This window comes from Mesorhizobium sp. M4B.F.Ca.ET.143.01.1.1 (genome assembly GCF_004792275.1).
GTDB lineage: Bacteria > Pseudomonadota > Alphaproteobacteria > Rhizobiales > Rhizobiaceae > Mesorhizobium > Mesorhizobium abyssinicae.
The window spans coordinates 75,315-92,658 of sequence record NZ_SRSR01000002.1 but is presented as its reverse complement, the minus strand read 5'-3'; the positions used below and the strand labels follow the sequence as shown (position 1 = coordinate 92,658).

The window sequence follows — 17,344 nt, the reverse complement described above, 5'->3', positions numbered from 1 at the left end:
ACGGCGCCTCCGTTGGAGTTGGCACCAGCGTCGACGGGCTGGGAGGAGCAGATGTTGGAGGGTCGCTCGGCACAAGCAACGGATCGCTCGGCGCCGACGTTGGGGCGGGCGCCAGCCTCGGCGGCGTAAGCGGCGGCGTTTCGGCTGGCGTCGACGCGGGAGACCAATCAGTTGATGGCCCAGCGGGCACCGCCGGAGCGAGCACTGCTTTGGGGAGTACCACAGGGACGGCGGGTGCCGTTGCCGGCAAGAAGAAGGCTGCCATTGTCGTGCCCAGGGGCGCGCGATACGCAATCGTCCTGCCACACAGCCTTTGGCCCTCCAGAGGTGGTCGCGACACGCTCGGGCAAAGCAAAAAAGGCTATCCCGTACTGCAGCCTCTGGCGCCGCTGAAGGTGATACCCGGCACCCCGCCGGCCGTGGTTCGCGTCTGCCGCCAGGCGATCAAATCGGCTGCGGTGCCGCTTGGTGCCGTGCGCGTGCACGCAGCCAGCGCAGGTCCCTTGCGCCGGCATCGTCTCGGCGCGCTCACCGCACCGATTGAGGTGCGCATAGACTATGCAAGACAAGGTGGCATCGAGGTCCGGCAAGCGCGGGTAGGATGCCGCCTCGACCCGGCGGGCAGGGTCGTCGCGGTGAAATAGGCTTGTTGGATTTGGCGGGTGTGCCAAGTCTCGATGAAACGGACGTCTGGAGCGCCCCTGGTCCTGCCTGGGTCATTGGATGACCTTCGCCACCCGTCCTAGCTCCCGATCACCCGTAGCACCGTCTTCTCCATCACCGGTTCCAGCGATTCCGCGAACGGCGTCGCCAGGTGATGGCGATCGCGGTAGGCGAGCTTGCCGTTGATGAAGACGTGACAGGTGGTGCTGTCGCAGAACTGGCTGGTCAGGTCGACATAGGTGGCGCCGGGCACGCTGCGCACGACATCGCGCTCCGCCGCGGCGATGTCGTCGTTCGCCGCCATGTTCCTCGGCGTATCGCAGACCTCAGGTGCCTGCCCGCGCCACAAGGCCCGTGCCACGCATTTGTCGACATAGTTTCCATTATAGGGCACGTCCCTGATCACCGCGACCTTGATCCCGGCCCGGCTGAATGCCGCGAGCGTCCAGTGCAGGCCGGCCCTCCATTCCTCGTTCCAATCGGCGTGCCTCAGTTCCTCGGGCGATTCCTTCATCACGTTGCCGATCGAGAATTCCGAGATCACCACCATGCGCGGATGCAGCGCGATGATGTCCTTGACCGATTGCTCCCGCCACCGGTCGCATTCGGTGTAGTCGCGCTTCAGCCGCCAGTTCCAGGTCGTGACCCGTGAGGCTCGGCAGGAGGATTTGAGATAGGTGACGACGCGGTAGTTGTTCTTGCTTGCCGCCTCGATCAGCGGCGTCGACCAATGGTCGGCATGCGAGTCGCCGAACAGCACGACCGAACCCTCGGCATCCTTGGCACCGAACACGCAGGGCTTGGGCTTGACGGTCTCGAAATCGAGCACGCAGCCGCCCTTGGCGCGCGCGGTCGAAGGGCGCGCCGCGCTTTCGGCGATGACGCGCTGTTCGGGGTCGAGATCATGCACGGCCAGCCGCGCATTGGCGTAGGCCGCCGCAACGCCGGTGCCGGTCAGGAGGACGGCCGGCACCAGCGCGCGCGCCGCATTGGCCATAAGCCAGCCATTGCGGCGTATAGGGTTCTCGATGACGTGATAGGTGAAGGCCGACAGCACCAGCGTCAGCGCCAGGCAGACAAGGCGCTGCACGGTGGAAAGTTCCGCGGTGAGCATGCCGGCATAGACGATGACCGGCCAGTGCCAGAGATAGAGCGAATAGGAAAGCTTGCCGCCCCACTGCAAGGGCGGCAGCGCGAGCACGGCGCTGGGGCCATTGCTCGCGCCGGCCGCTCCCGCCAGCAGCATGAGGACGGCGCCGGTCACCGGCACCAAAGCCAGCAGACCGGGGAAGGGGGCATCCTCGCTGAAAGAAAGATAGGAGATCGCAATCAGCGCCAGCCCGAGCCAGGCCATGGTGGCGCTCAGGCCGCGGCGCTCGCGCCACAATGTCGCCGGGGCTAGCGTGGCCAGCCCGCCGGCGGCGAACTCCCAGGCCCTGAGCGGCGAGAAATAGAAGGCCCAGGGCTGGGCGACCGTGGTCAGCCAGGCGCAGACAGCAAACGACACCAGACCGGCAAACCCGATCACCAGGATCACCGCCCGCTTGCCGGGCTTCAGCCACGCGGCAAGCACCAGCAGCGCCGGCCAGGCCAGATAGAACTGCTCCTCGACCGACAGCGACCAGAAATGGATGAACGGGTTGTTGGCGGCGTCGGACGCGAAATAGTCGAACGACCAGCGGATCAGCCACAGATTGATCATGTAGGCCGACGCGAACATGGCGCCCTTGGAATAGAGCGACTGCTCCTCCGGCGACAGGATGAAGGCGCCGGCCACCAGCGTCGCGAGGATGACGAACAGCGAAGCCGGCAGCAGCCTGCGCGCGCGCCGGGCGTAGAAGCGCCAGAGGTCGAGCCGCCCGGTCTCGTTGATCTCGGTGACGAGATGACGCGTGATCAGGTAGCCCGAAATGACGAAGAAGATGTCGACACCGGTGAAGCCGCCGGGGAGCGCGGTGAGCCCGAAATGATAAGCGATGACGCCGGCCACTGCCAGCGCGCGCAAGCCCTCGATGTCGGGCCGGAACGATGCCGAGGCCGGGAATTGTGCTGTCAAGACGACGCCTCGTGCTGGTCGTTGGCAGCCCACCCACGGGCGAGACTCGACCCTGAGCGCGGATATCGCAATGCAACATATTTAACGCGGTGCAACATAAGTGGAGATCAGCGTCCTTCTCCCGCTCACGGGGAGAAGGACGCTCTCACCTCCACCTTCGCCAAATCCGACACTCGCGGTCGGCCTGCGCGTTGCCCATGCTTCGCGCATCGTCTATGCACCCTCAGCCAATGCCGGCTGGAACGGAGCCCATCATGACCGACCAAACCATCCTCAAATTCGGCGCCATCGAGCATGCCGAGGCCGGCGACCTGCCGGGCTGGGTCGTCGTCGAGGGCAGGCCGACCATGCAGACCGCCGTGCAGCACACCACCGCCGACGGCAAGGTGATCTCGGGCACCTGGCGCGCCTCGCCAGGCACCTACCATGCCACCTACACCGACTATGAATTCGTGCACATGATCGCCGGCCGCATCATCATCACTCCCGACGGCGGCGCACCTGTGGAGGTCGGGCCGGGCGATGCCTTCGTCGTCGAGGCCGACTTCAAGGGAACCTGGAAGATCATCGAGCCGGTGACCAAGCATTTCGTCGTTCGGGTCGGCTGATGCGGGCGCGTCGCCAGTCATGCGAGAGTGGCGGCGGGTCGGCCAGCGTCGAGCCGGCGCACAGCGCTCTGTACGTTAGGCTGCGCTAAGTAACGTTGTCCGGAAACGTGCGATCTGCTAGCATTTGACCACCGACAAACGGCCCCGAAGTGCCGTGCGTCCGACATCATGCACAACAGATCAACTCGAACCGGAGAACGGCCATGAAACGGCTTCTGACGGTCGCTGCGCTTTTGGCAGCAGCCAGTTTGATTGAGATGCAAGGCGCAGCCGCCGATGACGCTGCGCTGATCAAGAGCGCCGAGTCAGCCGCGCCGGCTGCAGTGGCCAGCGGCGCCGCGGTCTACGCCATGGACGAGAAGGGCAACATGCGTACCCTGCGCGAGGGCAAAGGCGGCTTCTGGTGCATGCCGGACAACCCGGCCTCGCCTGGCCCGGACCCGATGTGCGGCGACGCCAACTCGATGGAATGGGCGATGGCCTGGCTGCAAAAGAAGGATCCGCCCAAGGGCAAGGTCGGCTTCATGTACATGCTGTCCGGCGGCACCGACGGCAGCAACACCGATCCCTATGCGACAGCGCCCACGGAAGGCAACAACTGGGTCGAGACCGGTCCGCATGTGATGATCGTCAACGCCATGGACATGATGGCGGGCTATCCGACGGACGCAAAGCCCGACACGTCCAAGCCCTATGTCATGTGGCCGGGCACACCCTACGCCCATCTCATGATCCCGGTTAAGTAGCTGGAACGAGAGCGCACGGGCGCTCCGTCCTCACAACAATGGCGGGTATCTCCGCCCGCCATCCGAACCGCCAACTGTAGAGGCCGTGAGCGTTGGCATCTCGGCCGCCGCCGCAACTTCGGCGCCGCCTACGGCTATTGCGACAACGCCCTGCAACATAAGCGCAATCTGCGCGTTTGCTAATCCACAGAGAGGCAGTCATCAGGGTGGCCGCGCCGTGCGTTGCACGCCGGCGAAATATCGCTGATCATGCTCCTCGTTGGGCGGAGGCATCAGGTGAATCGGCAAAACGGCACGCGCCCGTCGGGATCCGGGCTGGTTGGTCTTCTGGCTGCGTCGAGGGCGCATCCGCGCACAGCGCTGCCCACGGTCGCGACGGTGGTCACGACAGTGGCGGCGCTCTACTTCGGCCGCGAGGTGTTCCTGCCGATCGCCGTCGCCCTGCTTTTGACCTTCGCCCTGGCGCCCCTGGTCTCCGCGCTGAAGCGCGTTGGCATTCCGCGCCTTCCGGCCGTCATCGCCAGCGTGCTCGGCGCCTTCGCGGCGCTTGCCATGTTCTCCTTTGTCGTCGCCACGCAGGTCAGCGATCTCGCCCAGAACATTCCCGTCTACCAGATCAACATCCTGACCAAGATCCGCGCGCTGAAGGAAACCGGCCTCGGCGGCGGCATCATCGCCAGGCTGAGCGGAGTGATCGAGCGCGTCGGCCAGGAGATCGAGCGCCAGGAGCCGCAACTGCCCTCGGCGACCGAGACGCCCAAACGCGATCCGATCCCGGTCGAGATCGTCGCGCACGAAAAGCCGCTCGAGGTGCTGCAGAACCTGGTAGCGCCGCTGCTCAGCCCGCTCGCCTCGGCCGGCCTGGTCATCGTCGTGGTCATCTTCATGCTGATGGAGCGCGAGGATCTGCGCGACCGCTTCATCCGTCTCGTCGGCTATGGCGACCTGCACCGCACCACGCAGGCGCTGCAGGATGCCGGCAAGCGTGTCGGCCAGTATCTTTTGATGCAGCTGGTGGTCAATATCGTCTACGCCGTGCCGATCACCATCGGGCTCTGGGTGCTGGGCATCCCCAATGCGCTTTTGTGGGGCATGCTGGCGCTGGCGCTGCGCTTCGTGCCCTATATCGGCCCGATCATCGGCGCGCTCTTGCCGCTGTTCCTGGCGCTGGCCGTGGCGCCCGGCTGGGCTCTGCTCTTGTGGACGGCGGCCCTGTTCATCGTCATGGAACTGATAACCGGCAACGTGATCGAACCTTGGCTCTACGGCTCGCGCACCGGGCTGTCGCCGCTCGCCATCATCGTCGCCGCGATCTTCTGGACATGGCTCTGGGGTCCGCTCGGCCTGGTGCTCTCCACCCCGCTCACCGTCTGCCTGGTCGTGCTCGGCCGCCATGTGCCGCAATTCGAATTCCTCGACGTGCTGTTCGGCAACGAGCCGGTGCTGGAGCCGCACGCCCGGCTCTACCAGCGGCTGCTGGCCGGCGATCCGGACGAGGCGACCGACCATGCCGAGGAGTTCCTGGAGGACAAATATCTGTTCGAGTTCTATGACAAGGTCGCGATCCCCGCTTTGCTGCTCGGCGAGCATGACCGCATGCGCGGCGTCCTCGACGACGAGCAGCGGCGGCTGCTGGCCGGCAGCGCCGAGACCCTGGTGGCGAACCTCGACGACAGTGCCCAGCAGGAAGCCGAGGAGGAAGAGGACGAGCCGGAAGCCGCCGTCTCAGGCGATGACAAGGCCGGCGAACGCAAGGCGTCGGAGCGCAAGCCTGGCGAGGACAAGGAGGTCGACGAGGCCGAAGAGGTCAATCTCCCGGATGGAACCGGCATTGCGGTTCTGTGCGCCGGCGGCCGCGGCGAGCTCGATGATGCCGCCGCCGCCATGCTGGCGCAGGTGCTGGAAGTGCAGGGCGCCGAGGCGACGAAGGCGGGCTTCGCCGATCTCGAGCCCGGCGGCGTGCGCCGCCTCGAGCTCGATGCGCTCGACGCGGTCGTCATCGGCTTCCTCGACCGTGATTCCGTCAAGCATGCCCGCTTCCTGGTGCGGCGGCTGAAGCGCCGCCGGCCAAAGCTCAGGGTTGGCATCGTCTTCTGGTCGGAAACCGGCAATGGCGACCGGCAGGCCGCCAGCGCCGAGGCCCGTGACCTCAATGCCGACTTCGTCGCCTATGGCATGGTCGATGCCGTCAACGGCACGCTGTCCGGCGAACCGCCGGTGGCTCTCAAGCTCGCCGCCAAGCGCCGCCCGCCCCGCCGTCAGCCCGCGCGCAAGAAGGCGGCGGCCGCGGTCGCCGGCTGAGGGCGCGGTCGGCTGCCTCGGGTCGGCGAAAGCGAGCCCCTCGGGAGTTTGCGTCACGCAGTGGCGCGAGGATCGTTGATCCCCGCGCCACTGCCGCCCCGCCAAGGGCTAGAAGTGCAGATAGATTGCTGGCGGATAGATCGAATTGTAGCCATCCTGGTTGGTCGTCGCCGGCTTGGCGCCGGCAGGCGTGATCCCGCCTGTGGCCGTGTTGTCCAGCAGCGGCCGGGTCGCCTCGACCTTCGCGTCGTCCTTCGCCACCGGGACTTTCTTCTTGGCTTCCGCGGCCTGCGCCAGCGCAAGCACGACGAGCAGCGCTGACAGAACGAGCTTCATGTCGGTTCCTCCCTGCCTGAATGCGGAGGCGTTGGGCGGTCTGCCCGAGCCAATTCCGCGTTTCCTCGTGGCCTTCCCCTAGCGCCGGCGAGCTTAGCGCCAGGCGCCGGACCGGAAAGGGATCGCGTGCGGAACGCCGTGGAATTCTTTGGAATTCCTGGAATATTAGCTTGTGGAAAAGTACAATGGGAGGACGTGCCGGCGCATGTTATGGCTAGCAGCTGGCATGGGAGCACGATCCCGGACCGGGACCGTGCTCGAAAAGGGGCGAGCCATTCCGGTCGACCGGGATGGAGCAGGCCCAGGGACGGCGGCCGCATGGCACAGCATATCGCGCAAAAACTCCGGCTGACCTCGGCCCTGCTCGGCACCGTCACCCGCAAGGAGCTGGCGGCGGCGTTCCGGGCCGTCAATCCGAAGACCGCGTTCGATCTCGGCCGCGCCGACAAATGGCTGCAGGGCCGCGCCCAGCCGCGCGAGTACGCCGTCTATGACGACTGGGCGAAGCTGCTTCGCCTGGAGCAGCCGGGGGCCTGGATCGCCGACAGCGACCTGCCGCAGTTCGCCGCTGCCATCGCCGCCCGCCACGGCGTGGACAGAGGCGAGCTCGAACGCCGCGCCGCCGCACAGTTCGAGGCCTCGCCCGCGCATGACGAGAAAAGCGTCGGCCTGGCGCTCGCCGGAACCTATGCATGCTATTCGCGCGCGCTCTCGCCCTACTATCGCGGCCAGCTGATCAGGGGCAACCTGTCGATCGAGCCGGGGCCTGGCGCGCACAGCCTGAGCGCTGCCTATCGCGAATCCTTGCCGACGGGCCAGCTCTTGCTTGGCGGGCCGGTCACGCCGGCAAAGCGCGGCCTCTATGCGCATCTGAAGGAAAGCGGCGGCGATGCCCAGTTCTTCCTCTGCCTGTTCCCGCAGTCGCAGCCGGGCAGCGTGCTCGGCGGTTACATGTGCGGCAGCTCGATCATCGGCCCGGAGCCGCAGCCCTCGATCACCAGGATCCTCATCATCCGCCTGCGCGACCCGTCGCCCGACGCCGCGGCCTGGGGCGGCTACCTCCTGCCGGACCAGTCGATCGCCGAGGATCTGGCCGCGCTCGGCATGTCGATCGATCAGCCCGGGCTCGTCGACCGGCAGCTCACGCAATTCCTGATCGGCGACAGTGACGTTGCCAACCAGGTCCCGCCGGCCGAGTTCCGTGCCATCCTCGATATCTTCGACCGGCATTGGCTAAGGCATTCGGGATAGGGTTTCTCGCCGGCGGCGGCGGGTGAAGGCCGGTGCCGACGCTGCCAATCCCGGGGGCGGTGTGGCCATCGCGTCGCTGCCCGATGAACGATCTCTCCGAACTATAACTTATTTAATAGACCAAGCGGTCCGTCTATTGCCTGGTCGCACAGCAGCACCGGCCTCTACGGTGCTGTAATCGGGGACACCCGATCGGCCCGCGCCCCGGCTAGCCTAGGGGCGCGGGCGCGTATCGGCCGTACCGGGCTTTGCGGCTCCTCACACCGACCAGAAATACCGCACCGTGTGGAAGAACACCGGGGCGGCGAAGACCAGACTGTCGGCGCGGTCCATCATGCCGCCATGGCCCTCGATCAGATGGCCCCAGTCCTTCACGCCCTGGTCGCGCTTGATGGCCGAGGCGACCAGGCCGCCGAGGAAACCCATCAGGCAGGCGACGAGGGCGACGGCGGCGGCCTGCAGCGGCGAGAACGGCGTCAGGAAGGACAAGAGCGCTCCGAGCAGGCTCGACGCCGCAAGCCCGCCGACCAGCCCTTCCCAGGTTTTTGAAGGCGACACCTTCGGCGACAGCAGATGTTTTCCGAACAGCTTGCCGAAAATGTATTGCAGCACGTCGCTGCCCTGCACGGTGATGATCAGGAAGGCGATGAGCAGCAGGTTGCGGCCCTCGAAGCCCGGCACGTTCAGCGTCAGCAGCGCCGGCACGTGGCTGACGAAGTAGACCGAGATCATGATCGCCCATTGCTGCGCCGAGACTCGCTCCAGGAAGCGCTCGGTGTCGCCGTTGAGCGCGGTGATGGCCGGCATCAGCAGGAAGCAGTAGACAGGGATGAAGATGGTGAAGAGCCCGTACCAGGCCGTCCACACCAGCCAGTACTGGAACGGAATGATGATGGCGAACATGCCGAGCAGCACCCAGTGGTCGCTGCGCCGGCTGTGCGTCAGCGTCACGAATTCGCGCAGTGCCGCGAACGAGATCAGCGCGAACAGGATGGTCATGCCGGCATGGCCGAAGAAGAAGGCGACCGTGATCGCCACCACCATCACCCACCAGGCGTTGATGCGCTGGGTGAGGTTGGTGAGCGTCGGCGACAGCGGCTTCGGCGCCCGCCACGACAATATGCCGGCGGTGACGCTGGCCGTCGACAGCACGGCGACCAGCCCGGCGATCAGGATCATGGTTTCATGTATCGGCGGCAGCGGCATTATTTCGGGCCTCCGGCCCTGTCTTTTTGTTTGACCATGATCTTTTCCAAAAAACGGGAGCCACTTTTTGGGATCATGGTCTAGTCGTCCCGGTCCGGACGGGGGTTGAGGGCCAGCAGCGTCTGACGGGCGCGTTCGAGGAAGGCGCGGCGCTCTTCGCCGGGCGCGATGGTGACAGCCGGGCCGAAGACGACGCGGCACAAAAGCGGGACCGGCAGGAACTGGCCCTTGGGCAGAACCCGCGACATGTTCTCGATCCAGCACGGGATGAGTTCGACCTCCGGCCGCGCCATCGAGAGATTGTAGAGGCCGGAACGGAACGGCAGCAGCGGCTCGTCGGTGGTGTTGCGGGTGCCCTCGGGGAACAGGATCAGCGAATGCCCCTGGTCGAGCACCGACAGCATAATGTTGATCGGGTTCTCGGCCTCGTCGGTCCACTGGCGGTGGATCAGCACGGAGGACAGCATGTCCTCGGCGATGTAGCGGCGCAGCCGCGACTTGCCCCAATATTCGGCCGCGGCAACCGCATGGGTGCGGGCGCGCACCTTCTCGCTGAGGCAGGCCGAAAGCAGGATGAAGTCGCCATGGCTGGCGTGGTTGGCGAAATAGATGCGCTGCCGCTCCGAGGGCTGGCTACCGTTCCAGATCGGCCGCACGCCGGTCACCACCCAGGCCATCGCCGACAGGCCGACCGAGGTGATGGTCTGCAGGAGGGTGAAGGTGTTGGCGCGGATGTGGAGTTTTGTCATCGAAGTCTCAAAGCAATGCCGCCATCAGTGACGCTGCCGCGAACACCGCAAAGGCTATGCGCTGTTTTGTCAGCAGCCGGCGCGTGCCCGCTATGCGCTGGTCGAGCGATCGCGTCTCGGCCGGCGTCGGCTTCAGCCGCATGCGGGCGAGCAAATCGTCGACCGCGCCGCCGCCCGAAACCTCGCTGTCATGGCTCGCCATCAGCCGGAACAACAGCGCATCGAACAGGATAAGCGCGGTGAAGGCGAGGGTAGCCAGAGCCGCCGCCGCAGCCACCAGCCACGCCGCCGCCGATAGCGGTGTCACCTGCGGCGCGGCCGCCAGCCCGATCACCGGCGCGGCGAGCAGGCAAGCCGCGACCGCCAGCAGCGGCCACGCTGCCTGCAGCATAAGTCCGGCGGCGAACGCGCCGGCTTTGTCCTGATAGGGGTTGCTGCTCATGCGGCTTCCCCGGCCTGAATGTGCACCGGTCGGCCGGAGGCGGCGAGCAGTTTGCGCGCCTGCGCTGCAGTGTGCGAGCGGCCGGTGCCGACCAGCCATGCGGCGGCGACGGTAGCGCTGCGCTGGAAGCCGAGCGCGCAGCAGATCAGCACCGTGCCCTGCCGGCGCGCCGCCTCGATCGCCTGCACCGCTTCGGAGAGTTCCTTCTCGGCTGGCGGCATCAGGTCGAGCACGGCAAGGCTGATCCATCGGCATGACGCACGAGCCGGCCGCTCCAGCTCGGCAGCAAGGTCGACCACCGTGCCGAAGCCATTGGCTTCGGCCGTCGTCGGGAAGCGGCCGAGGAAGACGCCGTCGGCGACCGGCACGCGGGGCGGCAGCGTGCGCGTCCAGGCCCAGAGATTGATTTTCGCGCCGATACGGTAGGGCCAGAGCAGCAGGCGGCTGGCGAGCGGCACACTGCCGTCGGCCGCTTTCTGGAACACTTTCACCCCGGCCCCGGCATAGGCAAAGGCGACGATGGCAAGAGCCAGCGCCGGCCACAGCAGCACGAGGGCTATCGGCGACACGAGTACGCCGCCGGCCGCGCTGGCGAGAAGCAGCGCCGCCCCCAGCCCATAGAAGAGCGCCAGCCGCCGCGCTCTCCTGTCGGCGGTCAGCCGGAAGCCGGCGAACGGCAGCTCGCCCTCGCGCGGGAACAGCCACACAGCGAACAGGCCGAGAAGCGCGCCGGTCGGGATGTCGATGAAATGGTGCTGCCATGTCGTCAACACCGAGGCTCCGATCAGGAAGCACCAGACGTGCCAGATAATTTCCGTGATTCCGGTCAGCCTGTGCCGCCAGTGATCCCAGATTATCACCAGCAGCGCTATGTGCAGCGACGGCGCCTGGTTGAACGGTTTGTCGAAACCGCCGAGCACCGCGAACAGGAATCCCGGCAGGCCCGATGTCTCCGGCCGCACGAAGGTGGCCTTGAGCGGGAACAGGATGAAGCAGGTCACCGCGACGGCCTGCGCCGTCAGATAGCGGCCGGCAAGGCGGTCGACGCCGCGCTTGCTGTCGTTGAGGAGCAGCGACAGTCCGTAGAACAAGTTGATCGACCAGTAGGGCACGATCGTCCAGGCCATGAACGGAATGTCGCGTTCCCAGGCAAAGACGATGCTGCCGACGTCGTCGCGGCGCGACGCCAGCCAGTTGGCGAAGCCATAGGTCGAGTAGAACAGCGGCGCGAGCAGCGCCAGCCACAGCGCCGCGCGCAGCAGGATGGCGCCGAATTTATCCTTCGGTCGCTCGGTCGCGATAGGGGCTGGGGCAGGGTCGGCGGCGGGCACGGCTTCCTCAGACGCGTTGGGCGACCGAGACGGTGAAGATGCCCCACTGGTCGATGCGCTGGTCGATCTTCTCGAAGCCGGCGGCCTTCACCAACTGGTCCATCTCGCCTTGCGTGCGCCGCCGCATCACCCAGGCCTGGCCGCCGCGATGCGAGGTCAGGCTGCGCGCGATCATCTCCAGCTGCGGGTGCCAGGGTTGGTTGGTGTAGATCAGCAGCGCGCCGGGCTCCATGGCGCCGGCCAATCCGCCGAGCGAGCGGGAAATCAGCGCATTGTCCGCAAACAGCTCATAAAGCCCGGAGACGATGGCGAGGTCCGGCGCCGGCTTCAGCCCGGCCAGCATTCCGGTATCGAAGGCGTCGGCCTGGCGGAACGTGACGCTGGTCGGCAGGTTCCGCTCGGCGATCAGCCTGGTGCCGAGCCCGACATTCAGCTGGGAATAGTCCTGCAGCCTGACACTTGCCGGGGGCACGGCGCATTTGGCGACGGCATCGAGTACGTAGCGACCATGTCCGGCGGCGATGTCGAGGATGTGCACGGGCCGGCCGGCAGCCTTCAGCTGCTCCGTGGCGCTGGCGATCAGTTCTTCCAGATGAAGCTTGCGCTGGCGGATGCCGCGCCAGCCGATGGCATCGAGGAAGGTGCGGTCGACCATGCGGCCGACATGGCTGACGCCGCGCGCCTCGTTTTCATAGACATAGTCGAGCGTGGAGCCGGAATCGAAGCCGGTGGCAATCCCGGTCTTGAGCCCGGTCGAGAACCAGGAGCCCATGCGGATGAAGGCGCGGCTCATCGCCCAGTAGAGGCCCCTGGGCGACAACAGCGGCAGCGGCGAGGCGAGCTTGTCGGCCTCGTCGCGTGTGTAGCCGGCGCGGTCGGCGACAGTCAGATCGGCGGGCTTCTCGGGCGTCGTGTACTGTTTCTCGAGGAATGGCCGGATCAGGTCGAGCGCGAATTTGCGCTCGCGCTCGCCCAGCGTGTCGTGGAAGAAGCCGGGCAGCACATGCCGCTCCTTGGCCGGGCTCGCCAGATTGACGAAGAATTCGTGCTGCGGGCCGTGCCGCACGACCCAGTCGGCGCCCGAGATCAGCAGCTGTGTCGGCACGGTGATCGCGCGCGCATCCGAAACGATCCGGGCGGCATGCGCGTAGAGCTCGACCAGTATGTTGGAGGCGATCGGGCGGGTGATCAGCGGATCGGCGTCGAAGGAGGCGATGCGCTCCGGATCATGGGTGAGGAATTTCGCCTTGACGTAGGAATTGACGAAGAAGCGGCCCTTGAGCTTCTGCCAGAGCGCGATGCCCTCCTTGGCGAAGGGCACGTAGAGCTTGACCGAGAAGGCCGGCGAGGCGAGCACCAGCGCGCGGATGTCGGGCGCGTAGTCATGCACCCAGGCTGCGGCGAGCACCGCCCCGAAGGACTGCGCGATGAGTGCCAGATCGCGCTGGCCAAATCCGTCACGCGCGATCTCGCGCACGAAGCAGTCGATGTCGCGCACAAGGGCGGCGAAGGACGGCGCGTAGCCGCGCTCGCCTGCCGAGCGCCCGTTGCCGCGCGCGTCCCAGGCATAGAAGGCGTAGCCCGGCATGGCGAGCTCGTCGACCAGATGCGCCATGCGGCCGCCATGCTCGTGGCCGCGATGGAAGAGAAGGACGGCGCCCTTGGGCTTGTCACCCACTGCCGGCCAGTAGCGATAGAAGATCTCGGTGCCGTCATGGGTCCTGAAGGTCCGCTCCTCGGCCACCCGTTCGACGCTCGCGGGTGCTGCGGCGGCGATATTCTGCTGATGGATCATGGTGTTGCCCCCGAGGTCGGTCATTGCTCGACTGCTCCTCTAAGGCCGCTGCGTATCCGGTTGATGGCGGTCGCCAGCGACAGTGTTGCGAGCGCCGGAAACATGAAAGGCGTGAGCGCCGCCGGCCACAGGCCGAAGGCGACGAGGAAGCCGATGACGCCGAGCGCTAGCGCCCGGTCGCTCTTGCCGAAAGGCCCGGCATAGTCGCGCGCCGCCCCCGCTGCGATGCCGAGCACACCGGCGAATTCGACGATCACAGCCACGATCGCGAAAGCGACGACGCCCCAGGCCGGGAAGAGGGCGGCGAAGGCGAGGATCAGCGCCAGGTCCGAGACGACGTCGCAGAGTTCGTTGAGATACATGCCGAGTTTTGACGCTTGCCCATGCTCCCGTGCCAGCATGCCGTCGATGGCATTGAGCGCCATGCGTGTAAACAGCACCAGCGGCATCAGCAGGAACACGACGGGATGGGCGGCGAAGACGGCCGTCACCACCCCGGTCGCGACCGAAACGCCGGCGGCGAGAAGCGTGATCTGGTTGGCGGTGACGCCAGCCCCGGCGAGCCGGTCGGCCAGCGGCCGCAACCTCGCCTGGAAGGCCGGCTTCAACGCGTAAAGCGTCGGCATATGCGATCCCCCAACCGCGTCATAACCCCACGCATGACCCCCATGCGCCAAACACCCTGCCACGCCTCCGGCTGGAGACGCTGCACGCTATGAGGATGGTCAATCGGCGGGCAAGACGCAAGGGCGGCGTGCGCGCGCTTGCGACGCGGTTAAAATCTGCGTTTTGGAAGACCGGCCAGGAGCGGGCGGTACACCATGCGTGTACCAGCCCGTCCGGCGCCCCCGCCAAGCTGCTGAAACCCCGTCCGTCCCCAACAGCCCCCGGTTATGGCGTGACCAGTGGCTTCGGCATATCCAGCGGCGGCGTCGTCTGTCAACTTCGCATGCCGCGGTGTCCGAATGCCGGTTTTTGACCCTCGCGCACCGTTGCCGCAGACCCGCGCGATCGCGTCCTTGCTGTCCTTGAAGGCCAGCAAAAGCCGGTTTTTCGGGCTTTTCGACCGCCCCTGTTGCCGATGCGGCAGGCCCCGCCTATGCGCTTGAATCGGCTTGCCTTTCGCCGGCTGGACTTTTTCCGCCCAGCATTATCAACCTGACTTTTTTTGGGTGTATTTGGGCGGGCGGCGATTTTGCCGGTCCGCCTGTGTGAATTGCGTCATGGCGCGCCAGGGCAAGACGATGCACAGCAACGCAACCGAAGCCCGGGGGCGCGATGGCCGGGCGGCTTGCATCGCTTGCCGCCTCGCCTTGGGTATTGCGTATCGCCGCCGTCGCGCTTCGGCCGCCATGCAGCTTCCGTCCCGCCAATCTCAGCCGAATTTCAGCCTGCCATCACGACGGCCGGGCGGGTGCCGTGCAGACTGGGTCGAAGAGGAAAGGGTGCAACATGGCGCAGGCGCAAGGCACGGCACATTGGGACGAGAACCATTCTCGCGGCTTTCTGGACAACGGGCGTTATTTCGTGCCGGAACGCGAACGCCAGATCGGGATCATCGCGGACCTCATTCCGCAACCCGAACCGGGCAACCTGCTGGTCGAGCTGTGCCCAGGCGAGGGGCTGCTCAGCCGCGCGCTGCTGGAGCGCTTTCCCGACTGCCATGTTCTGGCGCTCGACGGCTCGGCGCAAATGCTGGAGCAGACGCGGGCCACCTGCCGCGACCAAGCTGGGCGCCTGACCACCGCCGCGTTCGAGCTGGCGCAGCGCGACTGGCGGCGCTTTGCCGAGACCCCGCATGCGGTCGTCTCCTCGCTCGCAATCCATCATCTCGACGGCCGGCAGAAGCAGGAGCTGTTTGCCGATCTGGCGGCGGCGCTCAAGCCCGGCGGCGTGCTGGTGGTGGCCGACATCGTGCGCCCGCCAACCGCAAGCGGGCTCGACATCGCCGCACGGCAATGGGACGAGGCGGTGCGCACGCGGGCGCTGGCGATCGACGACGATCTCGCCGCCTTCGCCGAATTCAATCGCCTGGGCTGGAACTATTTCCGTAACCCGGACGGCGAGCCGATCGACAAACCGTCCTCGCTGGCCGAGCAGCTTTCCTGGCTTGCGCAAGCGGGCTTCACCGAAGTCGACTGCGCCTGGCTCTTCGCCGGCCACGCCATCTTCAGTGGGCGAAAGCCTTGATGTCGGGGGACAGGCATGATGTCTTCGAGCATGCGAGGGCTTTGATCGATCGCTAGCCGTCGCGCGGATCGAATTGGTTGACGTCTCCTCGAGGGGCGACATGACGACGTTCGAATTCTCCGGCCACAGGCTCGATCTGCACAGGGGCAGGCTGCAGAGGGGCGGGCTCGACGTCGACCTGCGCGCCAAGTCGCTTTCGCTGCTTACCTACCTGCTGGAAAATGCCGGCCGCGTCATCGGCAAGGACGAGCTGGTCAATGCGGTCTGGCCGAACGTCGCCGTTTCCGACGATTCGCTCACCCAATGCATGAAGGACATCCGCAAGGCGCTCGGCGCCGAGGCCGAGGGCTTGATCCGCACCGTGCTGCGGCGCGGCTATGTGATCGACGAAGAGCGCGTGCGCCGCCTCGAGGATCGGGTCGCCACCGCGAACGGGGAGGGGACCGCCGACGACAGGCCGTCGATCGCGGTGCTGCCCTTCGAGAACCTCAGCGGCGACCCGGCGCAAGACTATTTTGCCGACGGCATGGTCGACGAGATCACCACGGCGCTGTCGCGCATGCGCTGGCTGTTCGTCATCGCCCGCAATTCGAGCTTCGCCTACAAGGGCGAGGCCGACGGCGTGAAACGGGCCGGAGCCGAACTCGGCGTGCGCTACGTCCTGACTGGCAGCGTCCGCAAGGCCGGCGATCATATCCGCCTCACCGGACAACTCATCGACTCCGGTTCCGGCAAGACGATCTGGGCCGACCGCTACGACGGCACCATGGCCGATGTGTTCGACCTGCAGGACCGGCTTGCGGAGAGTGTCGTCGGCGCCATCCAGCCCTCCATCCTGTCGGCCGAGATCGAGCGTTCGCGGCGCAAGCGGCCGGAAAGCCTCGCCGCCTACGACTACGTGTTGCGCGCCTTTCCGCTCACCTGGTCGCTCGAGCGCGCGCAGAACCAGGGGGCCGGCACGCTGCTTGAACGTGCGATCGCGATCGAGCCGGACTATCCGCTGGCGCTTTCGCTGCTTGCCTGGTGCCATCTGCAGCGCGCCGGCTACCGCTGGACCGAAACGCCCGCCGCTTCTCGGGAAGAGGGCCTGCGCCTGGCGCAGAAGGGGGCGGCGCTCTCCGGCGACGATCCGATGGTCCTTGCCGTGCTCGGGGCGGCGCATTCCTTTGCCCGCGACTACGATGTCGCCGACATGCATCTGGCGCGGGCGCGTGCGCTCGATCCGAATTCCGCCTGGGCCTGGCTGCGCAGCGCCTGGCTGGACGTCTATCGCGAACGGGCCGAGGCGGCGATCGAGAAGTTCGAGCATTTCGAACGGCTGAGCCCGCGCGACCCGATGGGTTACATGGCCGAGATCGGCATCGGCGCCGCGCATTTCGTCGCCGCGCGCTATGACGAGGCGGTGGCGCTGACGCAGCGCGGCCTTAGCCAGCAGCCGGGCACCTGGTGGGGACTGCGCCTGCTGGTCACGGCGCTGGTTCATGCCGGTCGCAAGGACGAGGCACGGCACGCTTGCCGCAGGCTCATGGAAACCTACCCGGGCCTCACCATTGCCAGGGTTGGCGACGCCTCGCCCTTCGACGCGGGCACGACTGAACGCATCGCCGCCGGCCTGCGCGAGGCCGGCCTGCCGGAGTGATTGGATCGCCGGCGCCCGGCCCTGGAGCATC

At 66.6% G+C, this 17,344-nt stretch carries 14 protein-coding genes; 6 read left to right on the top strand and 8 right to left on the bottom strand.

Annotated features, from left to right (window positions below; all coding sequences use genetic code 11):
* Positions 1-742: 742 nt before the first annotated feature.
* Positions 743-2,719: an acyltransferase family protein gene (locus EN786_RS04520; RefSeq protein WP_127285048.1), complete on the bottom strand. Its 1,977-nt coding sequence runs from the start codon at positions 2,717-2,719 to the stop codon at positions 743-745.
* 254 nt (positions 2,720-2,973) lie between these two features.
* On the opposite strand from EN786_RS04520, the gene EN786_RS04515 reads away from it, so the two are divergent.
* The 3 genes from EN786_RS04515 (at position 2,974) to EN786_RS04505 (ending at position 6,374) form a co-directional block, all read left to right on the top strand.
* On the top strand, positions 2,974-3,327 hold the full coding sequence (locus tag EN786_RS04515) for a cupin domain-containing protein (protein ID WP_127285049.1): 354 nt from the start codon (positions 2,974-2,976) through the stop codon (positions 3,325-3,327).
* Between the two features lie 203 nt (positions 3,328-3,530).
* Positions 3,531-4,073, top strand: a complete 543-nt coding sequence (locus EN786_RS04510) for a hypothetical protein (RefSeq protein ID WP_127285050.1) — start codon at positions 3,531-3,533, stop codon at positions 4,071-4,073.
* Between the two features lie 276 nt (positions 4,074-4,349).
* A complete protein-coding gene (locus tag EN786_RS04505; protein ID WP_246688716.1) occupies positions 4,350-6,374 on the top strand; it encodes an AI-2E family transporter in 2,025 nt (674 codons plus the stop codon).
* A 108-nt stretch (positions 6,375-6,482) separates the two neighbouring features.
* Here the strand turns inward: EN786_RS04505 and EN786_RS04500 are convergent, their stop codons facing one another.
* A complete protein-coding gene (locus EN786_RS04500; protein WP_127312293.1) occupies positions 6,483-6,710 on the bottom strand; it encodes a hypothetical protein in 228 nt (75 codons plus the stop codon).
* A 318-nt stretch (positions 6,711-7,028) separates the two neighbouring features.
* Here EN786_RS04500 and EN786_RS04495 point away from each other — a divergent pair, with 318 nt between their 5' ends.
* A complete protein-coding gene (locus EN786_RS04495; RefSeq protein WP_135908018.1) occupies positions 7,029-7,961 on the top strand; it encodes a hypothetical protein in 933 nt (310 codons plus the stop codon).
* A 258-nt stretch (positions 7,962-8,219) separates the two neighbouring features.
* On the opposite strand, the gene EN786_RS04490 is transcribed toward EN786_RS04495, so the two are convergent.
* The 6 genes from EN786_RS04490 to EN786_RS04465 form a co-directional block, all read right to left on the bottom strand.
* On the bottom strand, positions 8,220-9,167 hold the full coding sequence (locus EN786_RS04490) for a phosphatidate cytidylyltransferase (protein ID WP_127311743.1): 948 nt from the start codon (positions 9,165-9,167) through the stop codon (positions 8,220-8,222).
* A gap of 80 nt (positions 9,168-9,247) precedes the next feature.
* A complete protein-coding gene (locus EN786_RS04485) occupies positions 9,248-9,916 on the bottom strand; it encodes a lysophospholipid acyltransferase family protein (RefSeq protein ID WP_127311744.1) in 669 nt (222 codons plus the stop codon).
* Between the two features lie 7 nt (positions 9,917-9,923).
* Positions 9,924-10,358, bottom strand: coding sequence for a hypothetical protein (locus EN786_RS04480; RefSeq protein WP_135908016.1), 435 nt, complete (start codon positions 10,356-10,358; stop codon positions 9,924-9,926).
* On the bottom strand, positions 10,355-11,659 hold the full coding sequence (locus EN786_RS04475) for a phosphatase PAP2/dual specificity phosphatase family protein (RefSeq protein ID WP_127311746.1): 1,305 nt from the start codon (positions 11,657-11,659) through the stop codon (positions 10,355-10,357). The genes EN786_RS04480 and EN786_RS04475 overlap by 4 nt, the downstream gene beginning before the upstream one ends.
* Positions 11,660-11,696: 37 nt before the next feature.
* Complete coding sequence (locus EN786_RS04470; protein ID WP_135908014.1) at positions 11,697-13,508, bottom strand: bifunctional alpha/beta hydrolase/class I SAM-dependent methyltransferase; 1,812 nt, start codon at positions 13,506-13,508, stop codon at positions 11,697-11,699.
* Positions 13,505-14,110 carry a CDP-alcohol phosphatidyltransferase family protein gene (locus tag EN786_RS04465; protein WP_127284430.1) on the bottom strand — a complete coding sequence of 202 codons (606 nt, stop codon included), beginning with the start codon at positions 14,108-14,110 and terminating at the stop codon, positions 13,505-13,507. The genes EN786_RS04470 and EN786_RS04465 overlap by 4 nt, the downstream gene beginning before the upstream one ends.
* An 826-nt stretch (positions 14,111-14,936) precedes the next feature.
* On the opposite strand from EN786_RS04465, the gene EN786_RS04460 reads away from it, so the two are divergent.
* Both EN786_RS04460 and EN786_RS04455 read left to right on the top strand, forming a co-directional pair.
* Positions 14,937-15,674, top strand: a complete 738-nt coding sequence (locus EN786_RS04460; RefSeq protein ID WP_189340500.1) for a class I SAM-dependent methyltransferase — start codon at positions 14,937-14,939, stop codon at positions 15,672-15,674.
* Between the two features lie 100 nt (positions 15,675-15,774).
* Positions 15,775-17,313 (top strand): winged helix-turn-helix domain-containing protein, encoded by a 1,539-nt coding sequence (locus EN786_RS04455; RefSeq protein WP_127310323.1) that lies wholly within the window; start codon positions 15,775-15,777, stop codon positions 17,311-17,313.
* The last annotated feature ends 31 nt before the right edge of the window (positions 17,314-17,344 follow it).

Excerpts from the sequence above, each read along its gene's own strand:
- EN786_RS04495 (WP_135908018.1), top strand. The coding sequence starts at position 7,029 with ATGGCACAGCATATCGCGCAAAAACTCCGGCTGACCTCGGCCCTGCTC.
- EN786_RS04455 (WP_127310323.1), top strand. The coding sequence starts at position 15,775 with ATGACGACGTTCGAATTCTCCGGCCACAGGCTCGATCTGCACAGGGGC.
- EN786_RS04465 (WP_127284430.1), bottom strand. The coding sequence starts at position 14,110 with ATGCCGACGCTTTACGCGTTGAAGCCGGCCTTCCAGGCGAGGTTGCGG.
- EN786_RS04485 (WP_127311744.1), bottom strand. The coding sequence starts at position 9,916 with ATGACAAAACTCCACATCCGCGCCAACACCTTCACCCTCCTGCAGACC.
- EN786_RS04470 (WP_135908014.1), bottom strand. The coding sequence starts at position 13,508 with ATGACCGACCTCGGGGGCAACACCATGATCCATCAGCAGAATATCGCC.
- EN786_RS04460 (WP_189340500.1), top strand. The coding sequence starts at position 14,937 with ATGGCGCAGGCGCAAGGCACGGCACATTGGGACGAGAACCATTCTCGC.
- EN786_RS04510 (WP_127285050.1), top strand. The coding sequence starts at position 3,531 with ATGAAACGGCTTCTGACGGTCGCTGCGCTTTTGGCAGCAGCCAGTTTG.
- EN786_RS04490 (WP_127311743.1), bottom strand. The coding sequence starts at position 9,167 with ATGCCGCTGCCGCCGATACATGAAACCATGATCCTGATCGCCGGGCTG.
- EN786_RS04500 (WP_127312293.1), bottom strand. The coding sequence starts at position 6,710 with ATGAAGCTCGTTCTGTCAGCGCTGCTCGTCGTGCTTGCGCTGGCGCAG.
- EN786_RS04480 (WP_135908016.1), bottom strand. The coding sequence starts at position 10,358 with ATGAGCAGCAACCCCTATCAGGACAAAGCCGGCGCGTTCGCCGCCGGA.
- EN786_RS04515 (WP_127285049.1), top strand. The coding sequence starts at position 2,974 with ATGACCGACCAAACCATCCTCAAATTCGGCGCCATCGAGCATGCCGAG.